The organism is Marinobacter sp. EhC06, assembly GCF_001650915.1.
Taxonomy (GTDB): domain Bacteria; phylum Pseudomonadota; class Gammaproteobacteria; order Pseudomonadales; family Oleiphilaceae; genus Marinobacter.
This window is the reverse complement of sequence record NZ_LXYO01000023.1, coordinates 1,122,072-1,146,827: the sequence shown is the minus strand read 5'-3', so window position 1 is coordinate 1,146,827 and position 24,756 is coordinate 1,122,072. Positions and strand designations below refer to the sequence as shown.

Here is a 24,756-nt window from a genome sequence, read left to right as displayed (position 1 = left end):
ATATGATGCGCGTTTGCTTCGCCCCCTTCCATCCGATTCTTGCGGGCGCTACATTGACCGTCAATCAACAATAAAACCAACCGATTCCGAGGGGTCAGCACTATGTCCGAGCAATTGGCAATTCCATCCAGAAAGGGTGAAGTCAGTGAGGAGGAGTGGCAGCTTCGCATTGACCTTGCCGCCGCCTACCGCCTGATTGCTCTCTACGGCTGGGACGACCTTATCTTCACCCATCTCTCGGTGCGAATTCCCGGTGACGAGCATCATTTCCTGATCAACCCCTACGGCATGATGTTCGAGGAGATTACGGCTTCCAGCCTGGTGCGTATTGATCAGGAAGGCAACAAGATCAATCCAGACGATTTCGACATCAACCCGGCCGGTTTCACCATTCACAGCGCCATCCATGCGGTTCGTGAGGATGCTGCCTGCGTGATGCACACCCACACGACCGCCGGTGTGGCTGTGTCAGCGCAGAAGGAAGGCTTGCTGCCCTTGTCCCAGCAAAGTCTATTCCCGCTATCCGGACTCGCGTACCACGATTACGAAGGCGTGGCGCTGCGCGAAGACGAGAAAGCGCGCCTGCAGGCAGATCTGGGCCACGCCCGGTTCATGATCCTGCGCAACCACGGCCTGCTGACCACCGGGCCCAGCGTAGCCGAAGCCTTCCTGAACATGTACATCCTGCAGCGCGCGTGCGAAGTGCAGATTCAGGCTATGTCTGGCGGACAACCACTGGTGCGTATTCCCGACGCCATCCTTAGCTCGATTCGTGAGCAGGCAAAGAAGGTCACCAAGGGTATGGGCGGCAACCTTGCCTGGCCCGGGCTTCTCCGGAAGCTGGACCGCATCGATCCTGGCTTCCGGAGCTGACACCGCCCCATGTAGCTATCAGAACATCTTCAGATAACGGTCGACCTCCCAAGACGACACGTGGTTCTGATAGCTCTCCCACTCCCCTTTCTTGAAGTTGATGAAGCTGTTGAACATAGCTTCACCGAAGACTTCTTTCGCCAGCGGATCGGCCTCAAAAGCCTCCACGGCCTCGCCCAGGTTCCGGGGCAGATACTCGATGCCCTGCTCGGCAATTTCGGCATCGCTGTAGTTGTACATGTTCTCGTGGTGCGGTGCGCCTGCCTCCAGACCTTCACGAATGCCCTCCAGGCCAGCGGCAAGGATCAGAGCACTGCCGAGATAGGGATTGCAGGCAATGTCGGCGGCACGGCATTCAATGCGCCCGCCCATGCCGGGAATCCGGATCATGTTGGTGCGGTTGTTGGAGCCGTAGCACATGAATACCGGTGCCCAGGTGGAGCCCGACATACTGCCCTGACGCACCAGTCGCTTGTAGCTGTTCACCGTCGGCGCTATCACGGCACTGATGGCAGCACCGTGTTTCAGCACACCCGCAGTGAAGTGATAGGCAATCTTGCTGATGCCACAGTTGTGCAGGTCGTCGCCCCTGGGCTCGAACAGGTTTTCGCCGGTCTTCAGGTCCGCCAGCGACATGTTGTAGTGGGCGCCACTGCCGGTGCGGTCGGCAAAGGGCTTGGGCATGAAGCTGGCGAAAGCGCCATGTTTGCGGGCAATCTCGTTGGCCATCATCCGGAAGAACACCAGGCGATCAGACATGGTCAGTGCGTCGGCATATTTGAAGTCGGTCTCGAACTGGCCGTTGGCGTCTTCGTGATCAAAAGAATACACATCCCAGCCGAGCTCGTTCATGGCATCTACCAGCTCATCCATGATCGGGAGGTTGTCCATGAGAGTGCGGGGGTCATAACAGGGCTTGCCCAGGTTGTCCCGTTCGCTCAGGGGCGCAAAGCCGCCGTCCTCGGTGTCCCGGAACAGGAAAAACTCGGTCTCAATACCCAGGTTGAAGCGATACCCCATATCCGCCGCGGCACTCAGCTGACGCCGTAGAATATTCCGGGAACAGGCTTCAAAAGGCGCGCCGTTGAGGAACAGGTTGCCCGGGAACCAGGCCAGCTGGCGATTCCAGGGGCAGATGGCCAGCCCATCGGGATCCGGCATGGAGGCTACCTCGTCGTCGGAGATATCCTGGGGCACGCCATCCAGGGCGGCACCCGTGTAAAGTTCCGAGCCTTCCATCATTTGCCCCAGGTGAGCCACGGGCACGAACTTGCCTTTGGTCACACCGTGGATGTCCACGTAGCTGGCAATGGCGTATTTCACACCAGCCTCTGTGAGCTTCTCTTTCAGGGCCTGGGTGTTGGTCAATTCCGTCATCCTGTTTTCGCTCCGGCCCGTCATGCGGGCAATCAGTTTGGGTTCTGGCACGTTTCTTTCTTTGCTTTTGCCATTCAACATACATGCCAGCGTGTATATAAGAGCGAAGACGAGAAACTTCAGGTAACCAATCAGCCTGAAAGAGAGGGCAAAATGTCGGCGAAGCAATGGCTTGTAGAGGATTATGAAGCGGGCGACCTGCCTCTGGCCTCCGGCGGAACGCTGCACTCCGCACGATTGCGGTATCACCGGATCGGCGAGCTGAATGCACCAAAAGACAACCTGATTCTGCTGCCCACGTACTACGGTGGTGCAGCGGCGGGTAATGATCCTTGGGTTGGAAACACCAGCCCACTGGATCCGAACCGATACTGCATTGTGATTCCAGCTTTATTAGGGGCTGGTGAATCATCCTCACCCTCGAACACCTCCGGAGAACAGGGCGGCCCGGACTTTCCTGCCGTGTCCCTGTACGACAACGTGATGCTACAAAAGCGGTTGGTGGAGGACATCTTCGGAGATGCCCGGATCGCGCTGGTGATGGGCTGGTCCATGGGCGGGATGCAGGCGCTGCAGTGGGGCTGTTTGTTTCCGACGCAGGTGCGCGCGGTGCTGGCCACCTGCTGCACCGCACGGTGCCATCCCCACAACCGGGTATTTCTGGAGGGCGTAAAGGCGGCACTGACCTGCGACCACGCGTTTGAGAATGGCCGCTACAAGGCTCCACCCGAACGCGGACTCCGGGCCTTCGGCCGGGTTTATGCCGGCTGGGCCTATTCCCAGGCATTCTTCCGTCACGAGCTCTGGCGCGACCTCGGATTCAACTCTATTGAAGACCTGCTGCGGTTCTGGGAGCGGGATCATCTGGGCCAGGACGCCAACGATCTACTCACCGTACTGAATACCTGGCAGAACGGCGATATCAGCGACAACCCCGTATTTGGCAAAGACTACGAAGCGGCGCTTTCTGCCATTGCCATGCCTACCCGAATGATGCCCGGCAGCACCGATCTCTACTTTACCGAAGCAGACGCAAGAGACGACGGTCGCCGGATGCCCGGCGCAACCGTGGAATCGCTGGAATCGCTGGAATCGGACTGGGGCCACGTTGCCGGTGGTGCGGGCCGGGAGGCTGCAAGCCACAATCGCATCCTTGCGGCCGCCCGCGCTTTGCTCTCGGGAAAGGCGTCATGATCGAGCACCCGAACCTATGCCGCACCAACCCGGTGCATATTTTTGCCGATGCATTTGCCGGGATGACCCGTTTTCGCCCGCTCTTCGGATCTGGCATGCCATCTGCACTGTTTCCGACCGACGGTTTTCAAAAACCCGATCCGCTCAAAGCACTGTTCACAACACCGCAGGCAGAGCGACGGACAAAATGGGTGACTAGGGTTCCGGTCCGGGCAGTCAAGATTCCCGGATGGCTGGTCCGAGAGTTACCGACCTCTGGGGAGGTTACACGGCGGGACAAAAGCCCGGGAGACTGAATCGCAAGGGACGCTGTTACCCGCGATGACCTTGCCGTGTTGTGTAACCAGAGGAGACGATTCATGCGAATGATCAACCATCACCCCGGGCGCGTTTCAGCCACCCTGCTGGGCCTGCTGCCCTTCCTGTTGATCATGCTTGTCTACAGCCTGGCCTCCCAGGAGCGCCTGGCAGAAAACCCCAACGACAAACTCCTTCCGGGCCTTGAGCAGATGACCGCCGCCGTGGAACGCATGGCGTTCCAGGAAGACCGCCGAAGCGGCGACTACCTGATGGTGCAGGACACCACTGCCAGTCTGGCACGCCTGGGAATGGGCGTTGGCATTGCCGCCTTACTGGCGCTGGTGGTCGGCATTCTCAATGGCGTTTTGCCGCTGGTCAGGGCCAACCTGGCGCCACTGGTATCTGCCCTTTCCATGGTGCCGCCGCTGGCCATATTACCCATCCTCTTTATTGTGTTCGGGCTGGGCGAGCTGTCCAAGGTCATGCTGATCGTGATCGGCACCGCACCCATCATGATGCGGGATGTGGCCCAGCGAGTCCGCGAACTTCCCGGCGAGCAACTGATCAAGATCCAGACCCTGGGTGCCAATTCCTGGCAGGTGATCACCCGCATGGCCCTGCCCCAGGTGCTGCCCCGCCTGATCGACGCCGTGCGCCTTAGCCTTGGCCCCGCCTGGCTGTTCCTGATTGCCGCCGAAGCGATTGCTTCCACCGAAGGCCTCGGTTACCGGATTTTCCTGGTTCGGCGCTACCTGGCCATGGATGTCATCCTGCCCTATGTCATCTGGATCACCATTCTCGCCATTGTCATCGACCAGTGTCTGCGTCTTACCAACCGCAGACTGTTCCCCTGGTACAACGCAGGAGGCCACTGATGAGCTTTATTACCGTCAACAATCTCTGGAAGGAATACGGTGACCAGGTGGTCCTGGAAAACCTGAACCTGAGCGTGAAGCAGGGCGAATTCTGCACTCTGGTGGGCGCCTCCGGTTGTGGCAAATCCACCTTCCTGAAAATGCTGCTGGGCCAGGAAACCCAGAGCCGCGGCGAACTGTTACTGGAGGGTGAGGCCTTCCCCGGCGAGCCGGACCGAAACCGGGGTATCGTATTCCAGCGCTACTCGGTATTCCCACACCTGACGGTGCGTCAGAACGTGCTGATGGGCCTGGAACTGGAACAGAAGCCCTGGCTGGGCAAACTGTTCGGCAGCGCCCGCCGCGAAGCCCTGGAGAAAGTGGACGCCATGCTGGAGTCAGTGGGCCTGAGCCCATCGGCGAACAAGTGGCCCCACGAACTCTCCGGCGGCATGCAGCAACGGCTGGCCATTGCCCAGTCGCTGATCATGCGGCCACGGGTGCTCCTGCTGGACGAGCCCTTCGGCGCTCTGGATCCCGGTATAAGGGGCGACATGCACGATCTGCTGTTGAAACTCTGGCAGGAGACAGGCACCACCATCTTCATGGTGACCCACGATCTGAAGGAAGGTTTTTACCTGGGTACCCGGCTGCTGGTTTTCGACAAGGTGCGCAACGATCCCCATGACCCGCAAGCGTTCGGCGCCACCATCACCTACGACTTGCCGATTGGTCAGACTGATCGGAAGCTGTATGAGGACATCAACCAGTCGGTCAGTGAGACCGCAAGAAATCAGGCGGCCTGAACAAAAAAAGGGGCCGCCCGAAGGCAGCCCCTGTTACTCGCCGGCTCGAGGCCGGTATCCGTCCCGATCAGTTGCTGGCCACGCGATCACTTGGCAGCTTGAATGTCCAGACGGTACCACCCTGGTTGAAGTCCTTGACCACCTTGGCCACTTCACCACCCCAGAGCGGAACCGCACCGCCCCAGCCGGTTGAAACCGAGACATACTGCTCGCCGTCCATGGTCCAGGTCACCGGCGTGCCGACAACGCCGGAACCGGTGTTGAAGCGGTAGAGCTCTTCCCCGGTCTTGGCGTCAAACGCCTTCAGGTAACCTTCCGGAGTACCGGTGAATACCAGGTTGCCCGCGGTGGTCATCACGCCACCCCAGAGCGGGGCCGGGTTCTCATAGCGCCAGACTTCCTCACCGGTTTTCGGATCCATGGCCCTCAGCACGCCAATATACTCGTCGTTGGCCGGCTTGATGGTGAAGCCTGCCCCCAGAAACGCCGCGCCTTTCTTATAGGAAACTGGCTCGTTCCAGATATCCATGGACCATTCGTTGGACGGCACATAGAACAGACCGGTGTCCTGGCTAAAGGCCATCGGCATCCAGTTCTTGCCACCCAGGAACGCGGGCTGAGCCACTACGGTTTCTCCCTTGTTACCGTCGAGGTCCGCGGGGTTACCGGGACGACCGCCCTCTGTGAATATCGGACGACCAGTCTCCGGATCCAGGCCTTCAGCCCAGGTGATCTTGTCCACAAACGGGAAGCCACGAATGAAGTCGCCATTCTCCCGGTTCAGAACATAGAAGAATCCGTTGCGGTCGGCAGTCGCCGCGGCTTTGACGGTTTCGCCGTTCTCTTCGTAATCGAAGGAGATTAGCTCGTTGACGCCGTCATAATCCCAGCCATCGTTCGGGGTGGTCTGGAAGTGCCACTTGATGCTGCCATCGTCCGGGTCGATCGCCAGACGGGATGAAGAGAACAGGTTATCGCCGGGGCGCAGATGCGAGTTCCAGGGCGCCGGGTTACCGGTACCGAAGAAAAGGGAATCGGTGTCCGGATCATAGGTGCCACCCAGCCAGGTCGCTGCACCGCCGTTCTTCCACATTTCGCCGGGCCAGGTTACCCCTGCCTTGCCACCGGAAATGCCATTCTCGACCTTCTTGCCATCTTTGTAGACATAACCCATGTGGCCTTCGACAGTCGGCCGGGTCCAGACCAGATCGCCGGTGTTGGCGTCGTAGGCTTCAACCTTGCCGACAATACCGAATTCACCGCCAGAAACACCGGTAATAACCTTGCCCTTCACGACAATGGGAGCCGCAGTGATCGCATAGCCGGCCTGGTAATCGGCCACTTTCTTGATCCACATCGGCTTGCCGGTGTCCTTGTTCAGGGCAACAAGCTTGGCATCGAGTGTGCCGAAAATCACCTTGTCGCCGTAGATGGCAGCGCCCCGGTTAACCACGTCACAGCAAGGCATGATGCCGTCCGGCAGGCGGGCATCGTATTGCCAGATTTCCTCGCCGGTTCTGGCATCAATTGCGTAAATACGTGAGTAGGAGGCTGTCACATACATGACGCCATCCTTAACCAGCGGCTGGGATTCCTGTCCCCGTTGCTTTTCGCCGCCGAAGGAAAAGGCCCAGGCCGGCTGCAGATACTGAATGTTGCCGGTATTCAGGTCTTCCAGAATGCTGTATCGCTGGCCCTGGGTGCCCATGCCATAGCTGACTATGTCTTCCGGGGTCTTGTGATCGTTGAGGATGTCTTCGTCGGTTACCGCATGGGCTCCGCAGGAAACTGCCAGGGCCAGGGCACTGGCCGCAATGCGAATCCCGAACTTGTTGGTTCTCATGGTTGCGCTCTCCAAGTCTCTTGTTTTCGATTTCTCGGTGAACCGGGAACTTTTCCCGCCTCTGGTACGATTCTTCGCATTGGCGGCAAAACCGACAATTGCCCCCCGGAACAGGTTTCCTCATCACTTGGTAGTACTACTTCCCAGAGTTCACCGGCCGTGGGGTCCCCAATGGACGGTCAGTGATCCCCTTCCGCCCGGGCAATGGCCTTCTCATCCAGAAAGTCCCGGTAGTAACCGGGCACGCTGTAGCGAAGATTCTGGCTGGCCATGAGCTCATTCATCTCTCCGGTTTTCACCAGTCTGTCGACGATGGCCTCCAGGGCATAACCCAGCTGCCGATGGGTATGCTTGATCGCCATGCCTACATCCCAGACCTGCTTGCCGATGCCCGGGAAGCCGTTGCCAGCAGCCTTGAAGTCGCCGTTTTGAGGCTTGGCAAGCTCGTGATCTATCTCCGACCGCATACCCATGACAGCGCTGACCTCACCGTTACGCATTGCCTCGAATGCCTCGGCTACCTTGTGGAAGTGGCGCACCTGTTCCCGCATACGGCCGCCAAATGCTGAAGTCAGATAAAAATCTGGAAGGGTATCGATCTCGACGCCGATCGGGTTGTACTGGAACACTGCCACGGTTTCGACACTGTCGAGCTTTTCCGGGTTGTAGGCTATCTGCCAGGTTTCCTGCTGGTAAGGGCCGAACAGCACAACCTGCTCGTTGATGTATTCGCCGGTGGAATCCTGCATATAGGCGTAGGTCTTGTCGTAGGGCACCCGCAGCATCACATCGGCAAGCCGCTGTTTGGCCAGGTAGTGGCCTTTCCAGACGTTGTTGCGCAAGTCGTCTCCCAGGTTTTCATCCGGGATAATCCAGTGCACCTTGAACTCAACACCCATTTCCTCGGCAATCCGGCGGCCGAGTTCGATATCGATGCCTCGGGGCTCACCATCAACCTGGTAGGAATAAGGTGGAAAATTCTCATAGACGCCCACTTTCAGATAGCCGGACTCCAGAATGATGTCGTAGGTGCGATCCGCAGGCCGGTTGAGGAGTTCGTTTCCGTCGTTTACCTCCTGGGCAAGGACAACCTGGGCAAACAGCAGCAGGGCAAGCATTCGAGACAGTATTTTCATTGTTTTCTCCCACCTTTTCTCTCAACGACGAAGGGCCGGCACAGGGCCGACCCGAATTCAGACGTTCGTTTTGCTAGAAGCCGTGCTCATCACTCTGGCTTGGGCAGGGATTCCACATAGGTGCGGATTGCCCACATGGCGTTCTGGTCCATGCTCTTTTTCCAGGACGGCATGCCCCGGTCGGTACCATTCATTACCCGCCCGATGTAGTACTCGTCATCCCATTCGGTCAGCTCGCGAAGATCCGGTGTCAGGCCGCCGGACATCGCCCGGATGCCGTGGCAGGCGGCACAGTTACCAGCGTAGGCACTCTCGCCGACCTTGACCGCCTGGGCGTTGAACTCGCCGAATTCATTGCCTTCACGGAACGGATTCTCAATGCGGACGTCATCGCCCAGCTCCGGCAGATTGCCCGTGTCCACTTCCTGTGGTGTGACATTGCCGTGCGCAATAGCGAAGCCGGCCAGGCCAAGCATGGCCGCGGCCATGATGGTTTTGAGTGAAAAGGACATTGCCATTGGTCTTACCTCTGTTATTGGATTCCCCGTGGTTGGCTGTTGGATTTGTCAGTTGCCAACTTGCTGATCTCCAGTCTAGGAATCCCCTTGTCCAATCCGAATGCCACTTTGGGGTTTTTGGTTTAGTTCCTTGGTAGTAGACGCTCAGAGCGAAGGCCAAAGCACGAGATGCCCGCCTGAAAACCTGAAAACCTCCACTTTTCATGAAGAAGGAGCCTTTTCGGGAAGTTTTCCCGGTTTTTGAGGCCAACTTCCCGATTCCGGGATGGGCTTTTCCGTCGCCACAGCGAATCGCCTGCGCCGATACTCGAAGCGTCGATGCCATGAGCAAGACGATGGTTACAACAAAAACCAAGGGGAAAGACTATGAACATCAAAACACGCAAACGCCCGCTGCTTCGCGGGATTGGCCTGGCCCTGGCTCTGGGTTCAGCGGCAGGCCTGGCCAGCCAGGTTAGCGCCAAAGATGTGACCTGGGAGGATATCGCCAACGATGCCCAAACACCGGAAAACGTGCTGGGCTACGGCATTGGCCCCAAGGCCCAGCGGTACAGCCCGATGACCACGATCAACCGGGACAACGTCGAGCGTCTGGTTCCGGCCTGGTCATTCTCGTTCGGTGATGAGAAGCAACGGGGTCAGGAATCCCAGGCACTGGTCCACGACGGCGTCATCTACGTGACCGGCTCCTACTCACGGCTGTGGGCCCTGGATGCAAAAACCGGTGAACGACTCTGGGAATACAACCACCGTCTTCCAGAAGGCATCCGTCCCTGCTGTGACGTGGTCAACCGGGGTGCAGCCATTTTTGGCGACAAGGTTTTCTTTGGCACCCTCGACGCCGGCATCGTTGCCCTCAACAAGGACACCGGCGACATCGTATGGCGTGAAAAATTCGCCGACCATGAAGCCGGCTACACCATGACCGGTGCTCCGACTCTGGTAAAAGATCAGGAGACCGGCAAGGTCCTGTTGATTCACGGATCGTCCGGGGATGAATTCGGCGTGGTCGGCAAGCTGTTTGCCCGGGATCCGGATACCGGTGAAGAAGTCTGGATGCGCCCGTTCGTTGAAGGCCACTATGGCCGCCTGAACGGCGAGAAAAGCACGCCCACCGGGGATCCTCGCGCGCCCAGCTGGCCGGATGATCCCAACACCGAAACAGGCAAGGTTGAAGCCTGGAGTCATGGCGGCGGCGCCCCCTGGCAAAGCGCCAGCTTCGACGCGGAAACCAATACCATCATCATTGGTGCCGGTAACCCCGCGCCCTGGAACACCTGGAAACGCACATCACCCGGCGGTGATCCTGCCGACTACGACAACCTGTACACCTCCGGCCAGGTGGGTGTAGACCCCACTACTGGCGAAGTGAAGTGGTTCTATCAGCACACGCCGAACGATGCCTGGGATTTCTCCGGTAACAATGAGCTGGTGCTGTTTGAATACGACGAGAACGGCGAAACCGTCAAAGCAACCGCCCATGCCGACCGCAACGGTTTCTTTTATGTCGTCGACCGCGAGAACGGTGAATTCAAGAAAGGCTTTCCGTTCGTGGACAACATTACCTGGGCCGAGCGCATTGGTGAAGATGGCCGCCCTGTGGAGAGAAAAGGTCAGCGTCCGCCACCCGTAGCAGAGGGTGAAACCCGTGGCGAGGCCATTGAGGTATCTCCACCTTTCCTCGGCGGCAAGAACTGGAACCCCATGGCTTACAGCCAGGATACGGGACTGTTCTACGTGCCCGCGAACCACTGGAAAGAGGATTACTGGACAGAAGAGGTGACCTACAAGAAAGGCGCCGCCTATCTGGGCCAGGGCTTCCGGATCAAGCGCATGTACGACGACCACGTGGGCATCCTTCGCGCCATGAATCCGCTCACCGGCGAGATCGAATGGGAGCACAAGGAACGCTTGCCACTGTGGGCCGGGGTGCTGGCCACCAAGGGCGGGCTGGTATTCACCGGCACCGGCGATGGCTTCCTGAAAGCATTCGATGCTGAAACCGGGGAAGAGCTCTGGAAGTTCCAGACCGGCTCCGGGATCATCTCCTCACCGATCACCTGGGAGATGGACGGTGAGCAGTACATAGGCGTTGCCTCCGGCTACGGCGGCGCGGTTCCGCTCTGGGGCGGCGACATGGCCGAGCTTACCAAGCCCATTTCCCAGGGCGGGTCATTCTGGGTTTTCAAGATGCCCTCCTGGGCACAGGCCTCCCGCTAAATGCCCTCCGGACTGGGCCTGGCGCTTCGCCAGGCCCCTTTTTCCGGCCTTGATTCAGGAGTGAAATCATGAGACCTCTGGCTACCGCCTCACTTTTGTTGTTCATGGCACCGGCACTGGCCGGCGATTACATGGCTGACCTGGACAAAGTCCCTGTCATCAACGGCTGCAAGCTGCAACGGGAGACCAGCTGTGCCGGCGCTGACCTGCAGGGAGCGGATCTGTCGAATATGGATCTGCGCTCTGCCAACTTCCGAGGTGCCAACCTGTCGGGCGCCAACCTGAGCCATACCAGCCTGCGAGGTGCCAACCTTGATGGCGCAAACCTTGACGACGTCACGGGCTACCGCCTTCAGGTCTACCGGGCCAGCATGCGCGGCGCATCGCTGAAGAATGCCCAATTACAGGGGATGCAGGGCGAGTATTTGTTCGCCCAGGGTGCGGACTTCAGCGGGGCCGATCTGACCGGCGCCAACTTCGACTTCTCCCGTTTCTCCGGTGCCACCCTGGTAAACGCCACCATGCCCTTTAGCAGCTTCGAGATTTCCTGGCTACCGAAGGCGAACCTGAAAGGAGCCAACATGAGAGGGGCGAATCTTCAGGAAGCCAAGCTTGGGCTGGCCAACCTGGCTGATGCAGACCTGACCGGAACCCGAATCCACTATGCCACCTTTGAGGGCACCTATATGGAGGGCTGTACGGCCTGCCCCTTTGACTGGTAACCCCGGGGCGGGCTCAGACCCGCCTCGCTTCCTCCAACTGACCATAACGAATCAGACCGGCATCCACCGCCAGATGAATCAGCTCCACGGATGACGACACCTGAAGCTTGTTTTTCAGGCCGGCCAGGTGGTTGGAAACCGTTTTACTGCTGACACACAACCGTTCGGCGATTCCGCCGACACTCTCGCCCCTGGCGTACATCAGCAATACCTCCATCTCCCGCTGGGTCATATCCCTGAGCCGATGATCGACGGGGCGCTCCTGGTTCATAGCCAACCGGGTGGCAATCGGGTGCTCAATGTAAGGCTGGCCGGCAGCGACCCGCTTCACGGCTTCTGCAAGCTCCTCGGGCGCACAGCTTTTGGATACAAACCCGAGACCACCAACATCCAGGGCCTGCCTTACCATGGGTAGCTCATCGTGCATGGTAAAAAACAGGATAGCCGCCCCACGCCAGCGCTGGCGCAGCCGACGCCCGACTTCCAGACCGGAGATGTCCGGGAGGCCCATATCGAGCAGCACCACGTCCGGTCGCAACTCGCCATACCGGGCAACCGCGTCCTGACCGTTGTCGACTTCGATAATGGCCACCGCCGGCAGCATCGAGCGCAGCAGATTGGCGATGCCCTGGCGGACTACCTGGTGGTCATCCACAATCATCAGTTTCACAGCACACCTCCGGTATTCGGGCTGAGCGGTACGGCAAGCCGAATGCGAGTTCCCTCGCCCATTCGGCTAAGAAACCTGACCTCACCACCCAGGCAGCGGGCCCGCTCACACATGGAACGTACGCCGAGACCCGCATTGCCTGGCAGCTGATCATTGCCGACACCGTCATCACGCACCTCAATGCTCAGCTCGTTGTCTTTGCGGGCAACGGCCAGCGTTGCGCAGGACGCGTTGGCATGTCGGGAGACATTGTTCAGGGCTTCCTGCAGGAATCGGTAAAGGTGGGTCTGCTGCTCACCGGTAAAGTCCGGCAGGCGCTCATCCATGGCCAGTCGACACTCCAGACCGCTGAGCTGTTGCCATTGCTCGGTCAGATGCCGGATTGCACTGCCCAGACCCAGTTGTTCCATCACCAGTGGGTGCAAATCCTGCAACAGGTGCCGGAAATGCTTCTGGATAGTCTCGCAGTGCTCCGCCAGATCCCTGGCCTGCTGTTTTTGCCGGTCACTCAGTTCCGGATCATAGAGCAGGCTGCGTGCCTGGGCGCGAATGCCGGTCAGGTACTGGCCAAGGTCGTCGTGCAGCACCCGGGCGATGTGCTCCCGTTCCCGGTCCTGCAACTGCAGCAGTTCATTAAGCAGACGACTGACAGTCTGCTGCTCCGACTCCAGCTCCCCGGCCATGGAATTGAACCGGCAAACCAGCGCGTCCAGTTCCTGCTCGCCCTGACGTGGCAGCCTGGAGGTCAGCTGACCCGCGGATACCGCGCCCATGGCCTCGGACAGACTGGCAAGTGTGCGTATGCCGCGCCGGACCATCACGTACAGAGCCAGAAAACACATGCACATACCGATTGCGTAGGAACCCGAAATCAGCAGGAACCCTTCCCAGATTTCCTCAACTTCGTCGGCGGGATCAACCTGCCAGCCATTGGCCACCGGCCGGGAAGATTCTCTGGTAATCATCGCCACGAACCAGGCGGGCACTTCGCCGCCGGTCCCGGATTCCATTTCAGCCGCCGGGGTCAGGTGACGCATGCTACTGACGACAGATTCCGGAAGATCAGCGGGGCTTCCCAGGCTCTGTGCCAGGCCGGCCACACCGTCGAGCTCGCGCTGGACATCATGCCGGGCCTGCTGGGTGTAGAGCAGCGCGCCAAGCAGGTAGACCAGGAGGAAAACCGCCAGCATCAAGAGGGAAATCTTCCGGTATACGGTCATTGTTTTTATCCGTTGCGGGGAAACAGTCTTTCTATCTCCATGCTAAAGCCGCCAGTTTTCACCGGAATAGTTCTTTAGTACCGCCACTTTCCTACTTTCTGAATATTTCCGGGACTTTTTCCCTTCTCTAAGCTGGAAGCACAACAACAAACCGGAGAATCCCATGTCTTTTCTGTCCCGGACAGCGGCCACTTCACTGATCACACTGGCGGCGGCAAGCCCACTTCAGGCTGAGAACCTCGATGTGCGGATTGGTTATCTGCAGTGGGTTCCGGATCAGAGACCGGTGCTTTCCAATGTCATTCCAGAACCTGAGGACGCGGGCCTGCGAGGCGCCGAACTGGCCATCAACGACAACAGCACCACCGGCAAGTTTCTGGGCCAGACCTACTCACTCCAGAGTGAGGTTGCCGATTCGGAAGAAGGCGCCATCGCAGCCTTTGATGCCATGCGCGAGAATGGTTTCGACCTGTTTGTGGTGAATGCGCCTGCCTCGACCCTGAAAGCCCTCACCGAAAAGGCCGGGGACAACACCCTGATCTTCAACGCTGGCGCCAAGGACGATGCCCTGCGCACCGGCCAGTGCCACGTCAACCTGCTGCACACCATGCCCAGCTACTCGATGCTCACCGACGCCCTCGGCCAGTGGCTGAACCAGCGGCGCTGGGATGAAGTGTTTCTGATTACCGGGCCCACTGAGGCCGACAAGGGCTGGGCCGATGCCTTCCGCCGCTCGGCCAAGCGTTTCGGACTGGAGATCGTCGAAGACAAGCCCTGGACCTTTGACGCCGACCTGCGTCGCACCGCCTCAAAAGAGCTGCCCCTGTTTACCCAGGCCAGCGATTACGACGCGGTGGTAGTCGCTGACGTGCGGGGCGATTTTGGCGAGTACGTGCCGTTCAACACCTGGCTGCCGCGCCCGGTGGTGGGCACCCAGGGTATGTCACCGGTCACCTGGCACCGGGTGGTGGAAAGCTGGGGTGCGGCGCAACTCCAGAACCGTTTTCGCGAGCTGGCCGATCGGGATATGAACAGCGAAGACTACGCCGCATGGGCGGCTATTCGCTCAATCGGCACCGCCGTGACCGACCTGAATTCCGCCAGCACCGTGGATATCCGGAACTTCCTGTTCAGCGACAAATTCCAGCTGGCTGCGTTCAAGGGCCGCAAAGTCACTTACCGGGACTGGAATGGCCAATTGCGACAACCCATTCCCCTGGTTCATCCCAGAGGGCTGGTCGCCACCGCCCCGTTCGAGGGTTTTCTTCACCCAAATACCGAAATGGACACGCTCGGCTTTGATCGTCCCGAGAGCAAGTGTCGGATCAACGGCTGACCCCGTGGGTTGCCAACTTTCAAAACAAGAAGGAGTTACACCATGAAAACCCTGTTCAAACAGACCGCCCTGGCCGCCATGATCGGCCTGTCGACACCGGCTCTGGCCAGCGTGGCCTATGTGTCCAACGAGAAGGACAACACCCTGTCGGTGATCGATACCGAGACCCAGGAGGTTCTTGAAACCATCGATGTGGGCCAGCGGCCCAGGGGCATTTTGCTTTCCAAGGACTACACCAAGCTGTACATCTGTGCCAGCGACGACGACACCGTCCAGGTGCTGGACCTTGCCACCCGCAAGATTGTGGACACCCTGCCCTCCGGTGAAGATCCAGAGCAGTTCGCGCTGCACCCGAACAACAAACACCTTTACATTGCCAACGAGGACGACGCCATCGTGACGGTGGTGGATGTGGATACCAAGGATGTTCTGGCCCAGATTGATGTGGGCATTGAACCCGAAGGGATGGCCGTGAGCCCCGACGGCAAGTGGGCGGTCAACACGTCCGAAACCACCAGCATGCTGCACTGGATCAACACCGAGACCTTCGAGATCGAGAAGAACATTGTGGTCGGCCAGCGCCCGCGCCACGTGGAGTTCAGCAAGGACAGCAAGATTGCCTGGGCCTCCGCGGAAATCGGTGGCACCGTGCACATCATCGACGTGGACAACCTGGAGCAGATCCACGAGATGTCCTTCAAGGTACCGGGCGTGAATCAGGATCGGGTACAGCCAGTGGGTATTGAACTGACGTCCGATGGCAAATACGCCTTCGTAGCGCTCGGTCCCTCCAATCATGTGGCGGTTGTTGATGCCCAAACCTATGAAGTTCTGGATTACCTGCTGGTCGGCGCCCGGGTGTGGCAGCTGGATCTGGACAAGGATGAGAAGCACCTCTACACCACCAACGGCGTGTCCGGCGATGTCTCCGTGATCGACGTGGAAGACATGAAGGTCATCAAGTCCATCAAGGTAGGCCGCTACCCCTGGGGCGTGGTCATCGATCCGACGTCATGACCATTGAAGCGAGCAACCTGAGCTTTCGTTACGGCGAGAAGCCGGTGCTCCGTGAGGTCAGCTTTGCGCTGACCTCTGGCCGTTTTCACGCCCTACTCGGGCCCAACGGCGCCGGCAAATCAACCCTGTTTGGTTTGCTCACCCGCCTGCTGGCCCTACAGCAGGGCGAACTCCTGCTGGCCGGGCAGTCCCTGAAAAAACAGCCGGCCGAGGCCATGCGCCGAATCGGCGTGGTTTTCCAGCAGAACGCCCTCGATCTGGATCTGACTGTTCGCCAGAACCTGCAATATCACGCCGCCTTGCATGGTCTTTCCCGCAAGGAAGCCAGAGTCCGCGGTGACCGGGAGCTGGAACGCTTCAGCCTGCTGGACCGGGCCAACGATGCCGTCCGCCAGCTCAACGGCGGTCACCGCCGGCGCGTGGAGATTGCCCGCGCCCTGCTGCACGAGCCCTCGCTTTTGTTGCTCGACGAACCCACGGTGGGCCTGGACGTTGCCAGCCGCAAAGCGCTAAACGAGCACGTCCGAACCCTGTGCGAGGAAGACGGATTGACTGTGCTCTGGGCTACCCACCTGATCGAGGAAGTCCGTGCCGAAGACCGGGTCCTGATCCTGCACCAGGGCCAGTTGCTGGCCGACGGCAAGGGCCAGGCCATCTGCGAAGCCGAAGGCACCCGGGATCTGGCGGAAACCTTCCATTCCCTGACCGGAGCCGGCTGATATGAAAGCAGCTCACTACTGGCACTGTTTCGTAGGCATCCAGACTCGTGAATGGCTGCGCTTCTGGCAGCAGCGCACCCGCTTCGCCAGCGCACTGGTCCGGCCACTGCTCTGGCTGGTGGTGTTCGCCGCCGGATTCCGTGCGGTTCTGGGCATTTCCATCATCCCGCCCTATGAAACCTACATCACCTACGAGACCTACATCGCCCCCGGGCTGTGCGGCATGATCATCCTGTTCAACAGCATGCAGGGCGCCCTGTCCATGGTCTACGACCGGGAGCTGGGCAGCATGCGGGTGCTGCTGATGAGCCCCCTGCCCCGTCCTTTTTTGCTGGTGACCAAACTGCTGGCCATGGGTGTGGTGTCCATCGGCCAGGTGTATGTGTTCCTGCTGCTGGCACTGCTGATGGATGTGGAGCCACCACTCTGGGGCTACCTGGCCGTGCTGCCGGCGTTGATTCTCACCAGCCTGATGCTGGGCGCGTTGGGCCTACTGATCGCCACCTGGATCAAGCAGCTGGAGAACTTCGCCGGGGTGATGAACTTTGTTATCTTCCCGATGTTCTTCATGTCCTCAGCGCTCTATCCGCTCTGGCGCATGAACGAGGCCAGTCCCTGGCTCTACTGGATCTGTCAGTTCAATCCGTTTACCCACGCCGTGGAGGCGATCCGGTTTTCGCTCTATCTGGAATGGAATCCCATGGCTTACGGAATTACCGCCGGCGTGACAGTTACCCTAGCTTTGCTAGCGACCGCTGGCTTCCGGCCGCAACGCACCAGGATACTTGGGGCTTCCAAGCCTGCCTGATTCGGAGGAGGGCAGACCTCGTAGGTCGGATTAGCAAAGCGTAATCCGACAGACTGCGGACACCCATCGATCAACCTACGAGCCCGTCAAATCCAGATCACGAAGCCTCCCAAGCAGCCCATCGATCAATCCGGGCTCACCGATAGCGTCATCCCACTGAAGACGCGCAGGCTTGCCATCCAGGTACCACAGACGGTTCGCCAAGATCTCTGCATCCTCGCCATCATGGGTAACGCAGATCATCGCCATCTTCGGACGCGAATCCAGAATCCCGGCAATCAGCGCCTTGAGTTCACCTGCCATCACAGGGTCCAGCGAGGCAAACGGCTCGTCCAGCAAGAGCAAGTCGGGTTTCACCGCAAGGCAGCGGGCCAGGGCGGCTCTCCGGGCCATGCCAAGTGACAGTTGATCCGGCAGGTAGTGTCCATAGCCGGACAAGCCAACCTGACCCAGCAACGTTTCAGCCTCCTCATCACTGGCCCCAACAAGCGAAAGATTCGCGTTTAAAGTCCGCCATGGCAGCAAGCGATGCTCCTGAAACAGGTAGCCCACCCGGAGCTGGTTCCGACCGATAACGGCGCTCTCTGGCACCGATTTATCGAGACCGGCAATCGCGTTCAGCAGCGTCGTCTTGCCAATACCCGATGGTCCCAGAAGGCAGATGCGATCGCCTCGCGCAATGGTTGCGAAGACCTCTCCGAGCACTGGCAGGCCGAAATCGCGGCCTGCGATTCTGAGCTCAAGCATGGGCCGCCTCCGGCTGTCGCCAGCGACTGGACCGGCGCTCAAGGGGCTGGAGGATGGCCAGTTCAATCAGCTGGACGACGGCGATAAACGCCAGGCTGTAGGCAAGAATGGCGGCCACATCGAACACCTGAAATGCCATATGCAGCTGGAAGCCAACGCCGCTGGAACGGCCGAGCAGCTCCACCACCAGGACAATTTTCCAGATCAGGGCCAGGCCGCCCCGGGTGGCCGCCATGAGATAGGGAAACAGCTGGGGTACCCAGACTTCCCGCAACCGTTGCCACCGGGTGAACTCGTAAACAGTGGCCATCTCCTCGAGCCTATAGTCCAGGCTGCGGGCGCCTTCCCGGACGGTAACCGCCACGTTGGGCACTTTGTTGATCACGACCGCCATCACGGCGGCCACTTCCACCAGGCCGAACCAGACATACATGAGGATGATGGTGACCAGGGCCGGCAGGTTCAGTAAAAGCACCAGCAAGGGATCGAACAGGGCATTGGTGGTTGGCGAACGGCCCATGACGATGCCGATGGCTGTACCAATGATCATGGCCAGAATAAAGGCGACCACCACACGCCCGAGGGTCGCGCCCAGATGATGCCAGAGCTCGCCGGTCGCCGATTCACGAATCAGGGTGTCCAGCACGTTCAGGGGCGTCGGCAGCAAGGGCGACTGAAGCAGCCAGGCAATGAGCCCCCAGAGCAGGACAAACGACGGCAGGACTACCCAGTAGCTCCACAGCGGCGGCCGTCCGGCACGGCCTTTCACGGCTGGCTCCGGTAAAACAGCGAAGCCGGCATAAGGTTGTCCGGGTCGGCGCCGGTGAGAGTCATCAAACGCTGCAAGTCAGCGATTCTCTGGTCCGTTTGCGGCGCAGGCGTCCCGGCGACAAAGCCCTCTCGTAATGCTGCGAAAACACTGTCGTCCGGATCTCCCATGAGAGGACGCAAGCGCTGCCAGTAGGATGTACTCTCCGCCAGCTCGGCTTTGGCCTGTTGCAGGGAAGCGGCAAACCGATCCATCAGCGGGCCATTGTCTCGCGCCCAGCGCTCTGGAAAGACATAACCAAGCACCGGCAGGTTGCGATCCAGGTCCAGCTCAGTGAGCAGGTCAGCCATACCAAACACCGATCGCCAGCCGCCCTCACCTCTCAGGCGGGCCGCAAAATGCCAGTAGGTAACGATAACATCCACCTGCCCGCGCTTTAGCGCCTGGCTCAACAGAGGCGGAGCTGCGAACTGAAGTTCGGCGGATTCCTCCAGATTGATTCCCTGGCGCTGAGCCACCTTCTTGAGCAGCATCCAACCCTTGCTATCCGGCCCGCCGGCAACACCAATGCGCTTGCCCGCCAGATCCTCCACCGAGCGAATCGTTGAGCTGTCAGCGACGACGATATCGCCAATCTGGGAGGAGAACGGCACGTACAGGTAGGGCGTGCCGGCCTGGAATCGCGACTGTGCCCAGAGCAGATCGGCGACGGCACCGTGCACCGAGCCGCTGGTGACCGCCAGTCTGGAGGCCGGCAGGTTGGCAACCGGTTTCAATTCCAATTGGTAGCCATGCTCCCGGTCCAGCTTCCGGTGCAGGAGATGGTCGAGCTCCCAGTGGGCGGTGCCAAACTGCAACACGCTGACAGACAGCACGGGCAGGTCAGGCGCTCCTTCCCGGGCATGGACACTGCCTGCAAGACTCAAAAGAAGACATAGCAGTGCGACCATTCCCTGTTTGATCCAGGGATCGGCAAGCGAGGATTGGGAGACGGTCGTTATTGTTGGTTGTAGGCTCATTGCTCCACGATACGAAGCCCACAGCCTTGCAAGAATAGTACTTTGGTGCCTGTTTTTTGGTGCGATGGTCGCATTCAACCCGAGACCAAGATGGCGTGTAATGAAACCATCACAATAATAAACAGAGGATCGGAACCGATTCCGGCGATTCTCTGCACAGGAGGCCGCCATGCTGAACGAGCTCGAAGCCGCACTCTCTACCGAGAACTACCCTTCCGAAAACTGCCATCATGCTTCTGAAAAACGCTATCATGATTCGGAAGCCATTCCCGACACTGAAAACAAACAGGTAGACCCATCCATGGAGCCGGCTTACAAGATTCTGATTGCCGACGACCACCCACTGTTCCGCGAAGCCATCAGCAGCGTTATCGCCTCTGGCTTTGAGGGCAGCGAGATCATCGAAACCGACGATCTGGACAGCGCCCTCGATATCACTCGTGAGAACGACGATCTGGACCTTATCCTGCTGGACCTGAATATGCCGGGCATGCATGGCCTCAACGGTCTGATCACGCTGCGCAATGAGGCCCCGACCATTCCGGTGGTGATTGTCTCTGCCGAGGAAGACAAACAGGTGGTACTGCAGGCCATTACTTACGGCGCCTGCGGCTTCATTACCAAGTCCTCGCCCCGGGCCCAGATGACCGAGGCCATCCAGCAGATCCTGAACGGCAATGTATACCTGCCCTCGGACATCATCCGCACCGGCAAGGAAAGCAACACCCGCCGCAGCCGCAATGAGGATAATCCGATTTCACCGGAGCTGCTGAACTCCCTGACCCGCCGCCAGCTGCTGGTGCTCGAGCGCATGTCCAAGGGTGAATCCAACAAGCAGATTGCCTATAACCTGAACATCGCCGAGACCACGGTGAAGGCCCATGTGTCTGCGATCCTTCGCAAGCTCGGGGTTCACAACCGGGTTCAGGCAATTCTGTCTGCCAGTGATGTGGATTTCAGTCAGTATTTGAAGCGGTGAGTTGGTGTGTTTGTCGGATTACGCCTTTGGCTAATCCGACCTACCTTTCGAGCACACATCCCCGCGTAGGTCGGGTTAGGCGCAGCCGTAACCCGACAGCCATCGGCAACCTCAATTCCTGAGCAAATGACTCAGCGCACTGCGCAGCTTCAGGGGCTTCACCGGCTTGTTCATCAGCAGATGCCCCAGCTCGCGGATATGCTGTTTTAGCTCATTGGTGTAGTTGGCGGTAATCATCACCACCGGCGCCGGGCATCTTCGGCGCCCATTGATCTCAGCCACCACATCCACTCCATTCTCATCGTTGTCCAGATGATAGTCCGCCAGTATCAGGTCCACCGCACTGCTGGCCGGATCCAGCTGGCGTTCGAGATCCTCCAGGGACACCGCCGTCACCACCTGACAATCCCAACCCTCCAGCAGGGTTCGCATACCCTGGCAGATAGACTGATCGTTATCGATCACCCAGATTCGGGCACCGCCAAGACCGCTGCCGAAAGACTCGGCGCGGTTCTGATCAGGCGCTGGTTGTCTGGGCTTCAGCTTGCCAACGGGAACCCGGACGCTGAATACCGATCCCTTGCCCTCGATTGAGTTAACCGTAACCTCATGCCCGAGCATGCGGGATATCTTGTCCACGATCGCGAGGCCAAGCCCCAGGCCTTTATCGGGTTGTGAGCCGGCCGGTCGAATTCGTTTGAATTCCTGAAAGATCTCGGTGAGTTTGTCTTCGGGAATACCAGGGCCGGTATCCCACACCTGCAACAGGACATGATCCTCCTGTCGACGAACGCCAAGCAGAATCCGGCCGTTGCCGGTGTAGCGGATGGCGTTGGTCAGGAAATTCCGGAGGATCCGCGCCAGCAACTGGGAATCCGACTCCACAATCGCGGAGCTGGCAACGAAATCCAGTCGCAGCCCCTCGGCCATGGCCATCTGCCGGAATTCCCGGGCGATGTTGTTGAGCAGGTCCCGAAGATCAAAGGCGGTGACATCCGGTTTGATCACGCCGGCATCCAGCTTGGAAATATCAACCAGGGTGCCCAGCAGGTTCTCGACGTCATCCAGGGACGTGCTGACCGACCGAACAAGGCCTTCAGCCTTGGGCCCGAACGACTGTTCCAGCAGTGCACTGGTAAACAACCGTGCGGCATTCAAAGGCTGCAGCAGGTCGTGACTGACCGCAGCGAGGAACTTGGTTTTCGAGAGATTGGCCCGTTCTGCCTCCAGTTTGGCATCCCGAAGCCGGGCCTCTACGGCAGCCCGCTCGGTGATTTCCTGGCGCAGCTGGTTGTTCAGGCCGGTCAGGGCCGCGGTGCGTTCCTTCACCCGTCGTTCCAGGTTGTCATAGGCCTGTTCCAGGGCCAGGGCGGTCTTGCGGCGGTCGGTGATGTCCCGGATCAACACAAAGAAACCGATGATGTCGCCCTGTTCATCGAAATTGGGAACGTAGGAGCGCAGCATGTGGCGCACCTCTCCCTGCTCGCCGGTCTCCTCGAATTCGAAGGTGACATTGTGGCCGTCCATGACATCGAGAATCTGGGGCAGAAGCCGCTGATAAAACTCGGGCGAATGCACTTCGTTGAGACGTTTGCCGAGTGGCGACTCGCCTTTGCGCCCGTACCAGGACTCATAGACCTTGTTGCAGAACTGGATGGTCATATCGGCGCCAATGTAGGCGATCAGTGCCGGGACGTGGTCGGTTACTACCCGGATCCAGCGTTCGCTCTCCTCCAGCGCCTTGATCCGCCGGGCCATTTCGCTGTTCTTCACATCCGTGATGTCGGAGTAAAGCACCACCAACCCGCCTTCCCGGGTCGGCCTCTCGGTAACCTGAACCCAGCGGCCGTTGGCGAGCAGAAATACCACCCCTTCCGAATCCGGATGGCTGTGTTCCTCCAATACAAGACCGCAGGCCACCGCCTGGCTCTTCAACTCTGCAATCCGGGTACCCTGGCCCGGCGCATCTACACCGGCATGACGCCAGTAACTCCGGAACCGACTGTTGCTCTGGATCAGGCAATGCTGGTGATCGAACAGAACAAAGCCGTCGGCAATGCTCTCGATGGCATCGCTCAATCTCTGGCGGGTTGTCTCTGCTTCTTCCCGGGCCCGGTTCAGGGCCTTGTTGCTGCCCTTGAGCTGTTCCATGGCCTGGTTCAACGCCTCGGTTCGCTCCCGAACCTGCTCGGCAAGCACCACCGAGTGCTCGAAGGCCGCATAGGGCTCCGGCTTGTGGGCAGAACCGGACTCGACCCGGACAATCAGGGCATCGCGAATCCGCCTCAGGCGCTCGTTCTCCGCCTCAAGCTCGGCAATTCGCCGGTCCCGCTCGTCCTCGACGGGTGCTTCAATCTTGTCCGGAACGGACATCAGGCTGGCCAATGACCACCCCCGTAAACGTCTGGTTGATGTGCATGCCGTCGAACTGCTCGCCGTAGGTATTGAAGCCAATCACCTTGTGGTGACGCAGGAATTCCGAAACCGCTTCCACTTCCCCGGTCAGTTCTGCCTCCAGCCGGCGCAGAAAACAGTCGCAACCAATGGTGACCAGGGGCGGCCCCACGACCCGCTCTGCCGCCTCAATCTGGGTGCGAACGCTGTCCAGCAGAGATTCCGGCTCCATCGCCGTCATCACAATCCCGGTTTCCACCGCGCAGTAGAAGGTCAGGCTTTTGTCCGGGTTCACTCGCTGCACCGAGCGGACAAAGTAATGACCGCCGATTTTCACCCCCATGGGCCGGAGTGCGAAAACCTTGCGATCCAGGGCATCGACATCCACACCGACGGCGCGGGCATAGGCATCGGCTGCCGGCTCCGCGTTGAGCTCGTAGACCGTCCGGCTTTCCGCACAGGCGTCGGTTACCACCAGTTTTTCACTGCGTTCAACCATGTGGTGTGTGGAGAACACCCGGAAATCCAGGGGCGTGTTCACCAGCAACACCGTGGCAGCCCCGGTATGAAACTGGCCGTCGAAGAACACATGGGTGTTGGCCAGGCGCTCATCGTCGCCCGCGGAGCCACCGAACTGGGGAATGGTGCCAAGCGCCGAATTGAGTGTTGCCAGCACCAACTCTTCACGGCTCGACAGCCCGTCCAGCAGCGTGATGGCAAAGGTGTTGCCCTTGACCGGCGCAAGCCTGGCGTCCCGACAGGTAGAAAGCAGGCCGTCGATCACGCCCTGGGCATCCTGCAGGGTGAACCGATCCAGTTCCCGGATCAGCGCACAGTCGATGGCGAAATAGCGGCGGTCAAACCCGATGGCGGTGATACAGCCGCGTCCGTATCCCTCCGGCGTGATCTCCCCGGCTGAGGTACAGCCGCAGACACGCACGTCCTGGAAACTGTGCTCAAGGGCACTACCGAGTCGACCCAGGTCGTATTCCGCGGAACAGAAGAACAGCACACAACCAAGATGCTCATGGCTAAGCTGGCTGGCAAGATTGGTGGCGGCCAACATCGGATCGCGAACGCTGGAGCTCGCTACCCGGACCGCAGGCAGGGTCGTCGCTGGCTTCATAAACGCGGTTCCCGAAAACGGATGACTTTTCACCGATTCTACGGCATCCGTAAACGCAGCCAATGCGACTTCAGTGCTTTTAATAGGCGCGCCAAAATGATCGTAAGCC

22 protein-coding genes and 1 riboswitch are annotated in these 24,756 nt (G+C 59.4%); of the genes, 11 read left to right on the top strand and 11 right to left on the bottom strand.

Going from position 1 to position 24,756, the window contains the following annotated elements; translation table 11 throughout:
- Positions 1-102: 102 nt before the first annotated feature.
- The gene (locus tag A8B84_RS15090; RefSeq protein ID WP_082905168.1) at positions 103-873 is read left to right on the top strand and encodes a class II aldolase/adducin family protein; all 771 of its coding nucleotides are present in this window, start codon (positions 103-105) and stop codon (positions 871-873) included.
- A gap of 18 nt (positions 874-891) precedes the next feature.
- On the opposite strand, the gene glnT is transcribed toward A8B84_RS15090, so the two are convergent.
- Positions 892-2,250 carry a type III glutamate--ammonia ligase gene (gene glnT, locus A8B84_RS15085; RefSeq protein ID WP_064230127.1) on the bottom strand — a complete coding sequence of 453 codons (1,359 nt, stop codon included), beginning with the start codon at positions 2,248-2,250 and terminating at the stop codon, positions 892-894.
- Positions 2,251-2,403: 153 nt separating this feature from the next.
- Here glnT and A8B84_RS15080 point away from each other — a divergent pair, with 153 nt between their 5' ends.
- From A8B84_RS15080 to A8B84_RS15065, 3 genes are all read left to right on the top strand, one after another.
- The gene (locus A8B84_RS15080; protein ID WP_064229932.1) at positions 2,404-3,444 is read left to right on the top strand and encodes an alpha/beta fold hydrolase; all 1,041 of its coding nucleotides are present in this window, start codon (positions 2,404-2,406) and stop codon (positions 3,442-3,444) included.
- Positions 3,445-3,628: 184 nt separating this feature from the next.
- Positions 3,629-3,737: riboswitch (guanidine-I (ykkC/yxkD leader) on the top strand.
- A 66-nt stretch (positions 3,738-3,803) separates the two neighbouring features.
- Positions 3,804-4,619 carry an ABC transporter permease gene (locus tag A8B84_RS15070; protein ID WP_064229930.1) on the top strand — a complete coding sequence of 272 codons (816 nt, stop codon included), beginning with the start codon at positions 3,804-3,806 and terminating at the stop codon, positions 4,617-4,619.
- The gene (locus tag A8B84_RS15065; protein WP_064229929.1) at positions 4,619-5,404 is read left to right on the top strand and encodes an ABC transporter ATP-binding protein; all 786 of its coding nucleotides are present in this window, start codon (positions 4,619-4,621) and stop codon (positions 5,402-5,404) included. Before A8B84_RS15070 ends, A8B84_RS15065 begins: the two co-directional genes overlap by 1 nt.
- Before the next feature lie 67 nt (positions 5,405-5,471).
- On the opposite strand, the gene A8B84_RS15060 is transcribed toward A8B84_RS15065, so the two are convergent.
- The 3 genes from A8B84_RS15060 to pedF all read right to left on the bottom strand — a co-directional run bounded on the left by A8B84_RS15060 (position 5,472) and on the right by pedF (position 8,901).
- A complete protein-coding gene (locus A8B84_RS15060) occupies positions 5,472-7,247 on the bottom strand; it encodes a PQQ-dependent methanol/ethanol family dehydrogenase (protein WP_064229928.1) in 1,776 nt (591 codons plus the stop codon).
- 179 nt (positions 7,248-7,426) lie between these two features.
- Entirely contained in the window at positions 7,427-8,383 is a 957-nt protein-coding gene (locus A8B84_RS15055) for a substrate-binding periplasmic protein (protein WP_064229927.1), read from the bottom strand.
- Between the two features lie 89 nt (positions 8,384-8,472).
- The gene (pedF, locus tag A8B84_RS15050; protein WP_064229926.1) at positions 8,473-8,901 is read right to left on the bottom strand and encodes a cytochrome c-550 PedF; all 429 of its coding nucleotides are present in this window, start codon (positions 8,899-8,901) and stop codon (positions 8,473-8,475) included.
- Between the two features lie 366 nt (positions 8,902-9,267).
- On the opposite strand from pedF, the gene A8B84_RS15045 reads away from it, so the two are divergent.
- Positions 9,268-11,121: a methanol/ethanol family PQQ-dependent dehydrogenase gene (locus tag A8B84_RS15045; RefSeq protein WP_064229925.1), complete on the top strand. Its 1,854-nt coding sequence runs from the start codon at positions 9,268-9,270 to the stop codon at positions 11,119-11,121.
- Positions 11,122-11,189: 68 nt separating this feature from the next.
- Positions 11,190-11,843 carry a pentapeptide repeat-containing protein gene (locus tag A8B84_RS15040; protein ID WP_064229924.1) on the top strand — a complete coding sequence of 218 codons (654 nt, stop codon included), beginning with the start codon at positions 11,190-11,192 and terminating at the stop codon, positions 11,841-11,843.
- A gap of 13 nt (positions 11,844-11,856) precedes the next feature.
- Here A8B84_RS15040 and A8B84_RS15035 read toward each other — a convergent pair whose 3' ends face one another.
- Both A8B84_RS15035 and A8B84_RS15030 read right to left on the bottom strand, forming a co-directional pair.
- Entirely contained in the window at positions 11,857-12,513 is a 657-nt protein-coding gene (locus A8B84_RS15035) for a response regulator transcription factor (RefSeq protein WP_064229923.1), read from the bottom strand.
- Positions 12,510-13,733, bottom strand: a complete 1,224-nt coding sequence (locus A8B84_RS15030) for a HAMP domain-containing protein (RefSeq protein ID WP_064229922.1) — start codon at positions 13,731-13,733, stop codon at positions 12,510-12,512. Before A8B84_RS15030 ends, A8B84_RS15035 begins: the two co-directional genes overlap by 4 nt.
- 163 nt (positions 13,734-13,896) lie before the next feature.
- On the opposite strand from A8B84_RS15030, the gene A8B84_RS15025 reads away from it, so the two are divergent.
- The 4 genes from A8B84_RS15025 to A8B84_RS15010 are packed head-to-tail and all read left to right on the top strand — an operon-like array spanning position 13,897 to position 17,613.
- The gene (locus A8B84_RS15025; protein WP_201257894.1) at positions 13,897-15,069 is read left to right on the top strand and encodes an ABC transporter substrate-binding protein; all 1,173 of its coding nucleotides are present in this window, start codon (positions 13,897-13,899) and stop codon (positions 15,067-15,069) included.
- 42 nt (positions 15,070-15,111) lie between these two features.
- A complete protein-coding gene (locus A8B84_RS15020; RefSeq protein WP_064229921.1) occupies positions 15,112-16,086 on the top strand; it encodes a YVTN family beta-propeller repeat protein in 975 nt (324 codons plus the stop codon).
- Positions 16,083-16,805 carry an ABC transporter ATP-binding protein gene (locus A8B84_RS15015; protein WP_064229920.1) on the top strand — a complete coding sequence of 241 codons (723 nt, stop codon included), beginning with the start codon at positions 16,083-16,085 and terminating at the stop codon, positions 16,803-16,805. The genes A8B84_RS15020 and A8B84_RS15015 overlap by 4 nt, the downstream gene beginning before the upstream one ends.
- 1 nt (position 16,806) lies before the next feature.
- Positions 16,807-17,613 (top strand): ABC transporter permease, encoded by an 807-nt coding sequence (locus A8B84_RS15010; RefSeq protein ID WP_064229919.1) that lies wholly within the window; start codon positions 16,807-16,809, stop codon positions 17,611-17,613.
- Positions 17,614-17,688: 75 nt separating this feature from the next.
- Here A8B84_RS15010 and A8B84_RS15005 read toward each other — a convergent pair whose 3' ends face one another.
- Genes A8B84_RS15005 through A8B84_RS14995 form a run of 3 tightly spaced genes read right to left on the bottom strand, consistent with a single transcriptional unit; the run spans position 17,689 to position 20,148 of the window.
- On the bottom strand, positions 17,689-18,360 hold the full coding sequence (locus A8B84_RS15005) for an ABC transporter ATP-binding protein (protein WP_064229918.1): 672 nt from the start codon (positions 18,358-18,360) through the stop codon (positions 17,689-17,691).
- On the bottom strand, positions 18,353-19,129 hold the full coding sequence (locus A8B84_RS15000; protein WP_227512849.1) for an ABC transporter permease: 777 nt from the start codon (positions 19,127-19,129) through the stop codon (positions 18,353-18,355). The genes A8B84_RS15005 and A8B84_RS15000 overlap by 8 nt, the downstream gene beginning before the upstream one ends.
- Positions 19,126-20,148 carry an ABC transporter substrate-binding protein gene (locus A8B84_RS14995; protein ID WP_227512848.1) on the bottom strand — a complete coding sequence of 341 codons (1,023 nt, stop codon included), beginning with the start codon at positions 20,146-20,148 and terminating at the stop codon, positions 19,126-19,128. Before A8B84_RS14995 ends, A8B84_RS15000 begins: the two co-directional genes overlap by 4 nt.
- Positions 20,149-20,449: 301 nt before the next feature.
- Between A8B84_RS14995 and A8B84_RS14990 the strand changes: the two genes are divergently transcribed.
- Positions 20,450-21,127: a response regulator gene (locus A8B84_RS14990; RefSeq protein WP_062786421.1), complete on the top strand. Its 678-nt coding sequence runs from the start codon at positions 20,450-20,452 to the stop codon at positions 21,125-21,127.
- 111 nt (positions 21,128-21,238) lie between these two features.
- Here A8B84_RS14990 and A8B84_RS14985 read toward each other — a convergent pair whose 3' ends face one another.
- Positions 21,239-23,500, bottom strand: coding sequence for a hybrid sensor histidine kinase/response regulator (locus A8B84_RS14985; protein ID WP_064229916.1), 2,262 nt, complete (start codon positions 23,498-23,500; stop codon positions 21,239-21,241).
- Positions 23,478-24,647 (bottom strand): nitric oxide-sensing protein NosP, encoded by a 1,170-nt coding sequence (nosP, locus tag A8B84_RS14980; protein ID WP_064230124.1) that lies wholly within the window; start codon positions 24,645-24,647, stop codon positions 23,478-23,480. Before nosP ends, A8B84_RS14985 begins: the two co-directional genes overlap by 23 nt.
- Between the last annotated feature and the right edge of the window lie 109 nt (positions 24,648-24,756).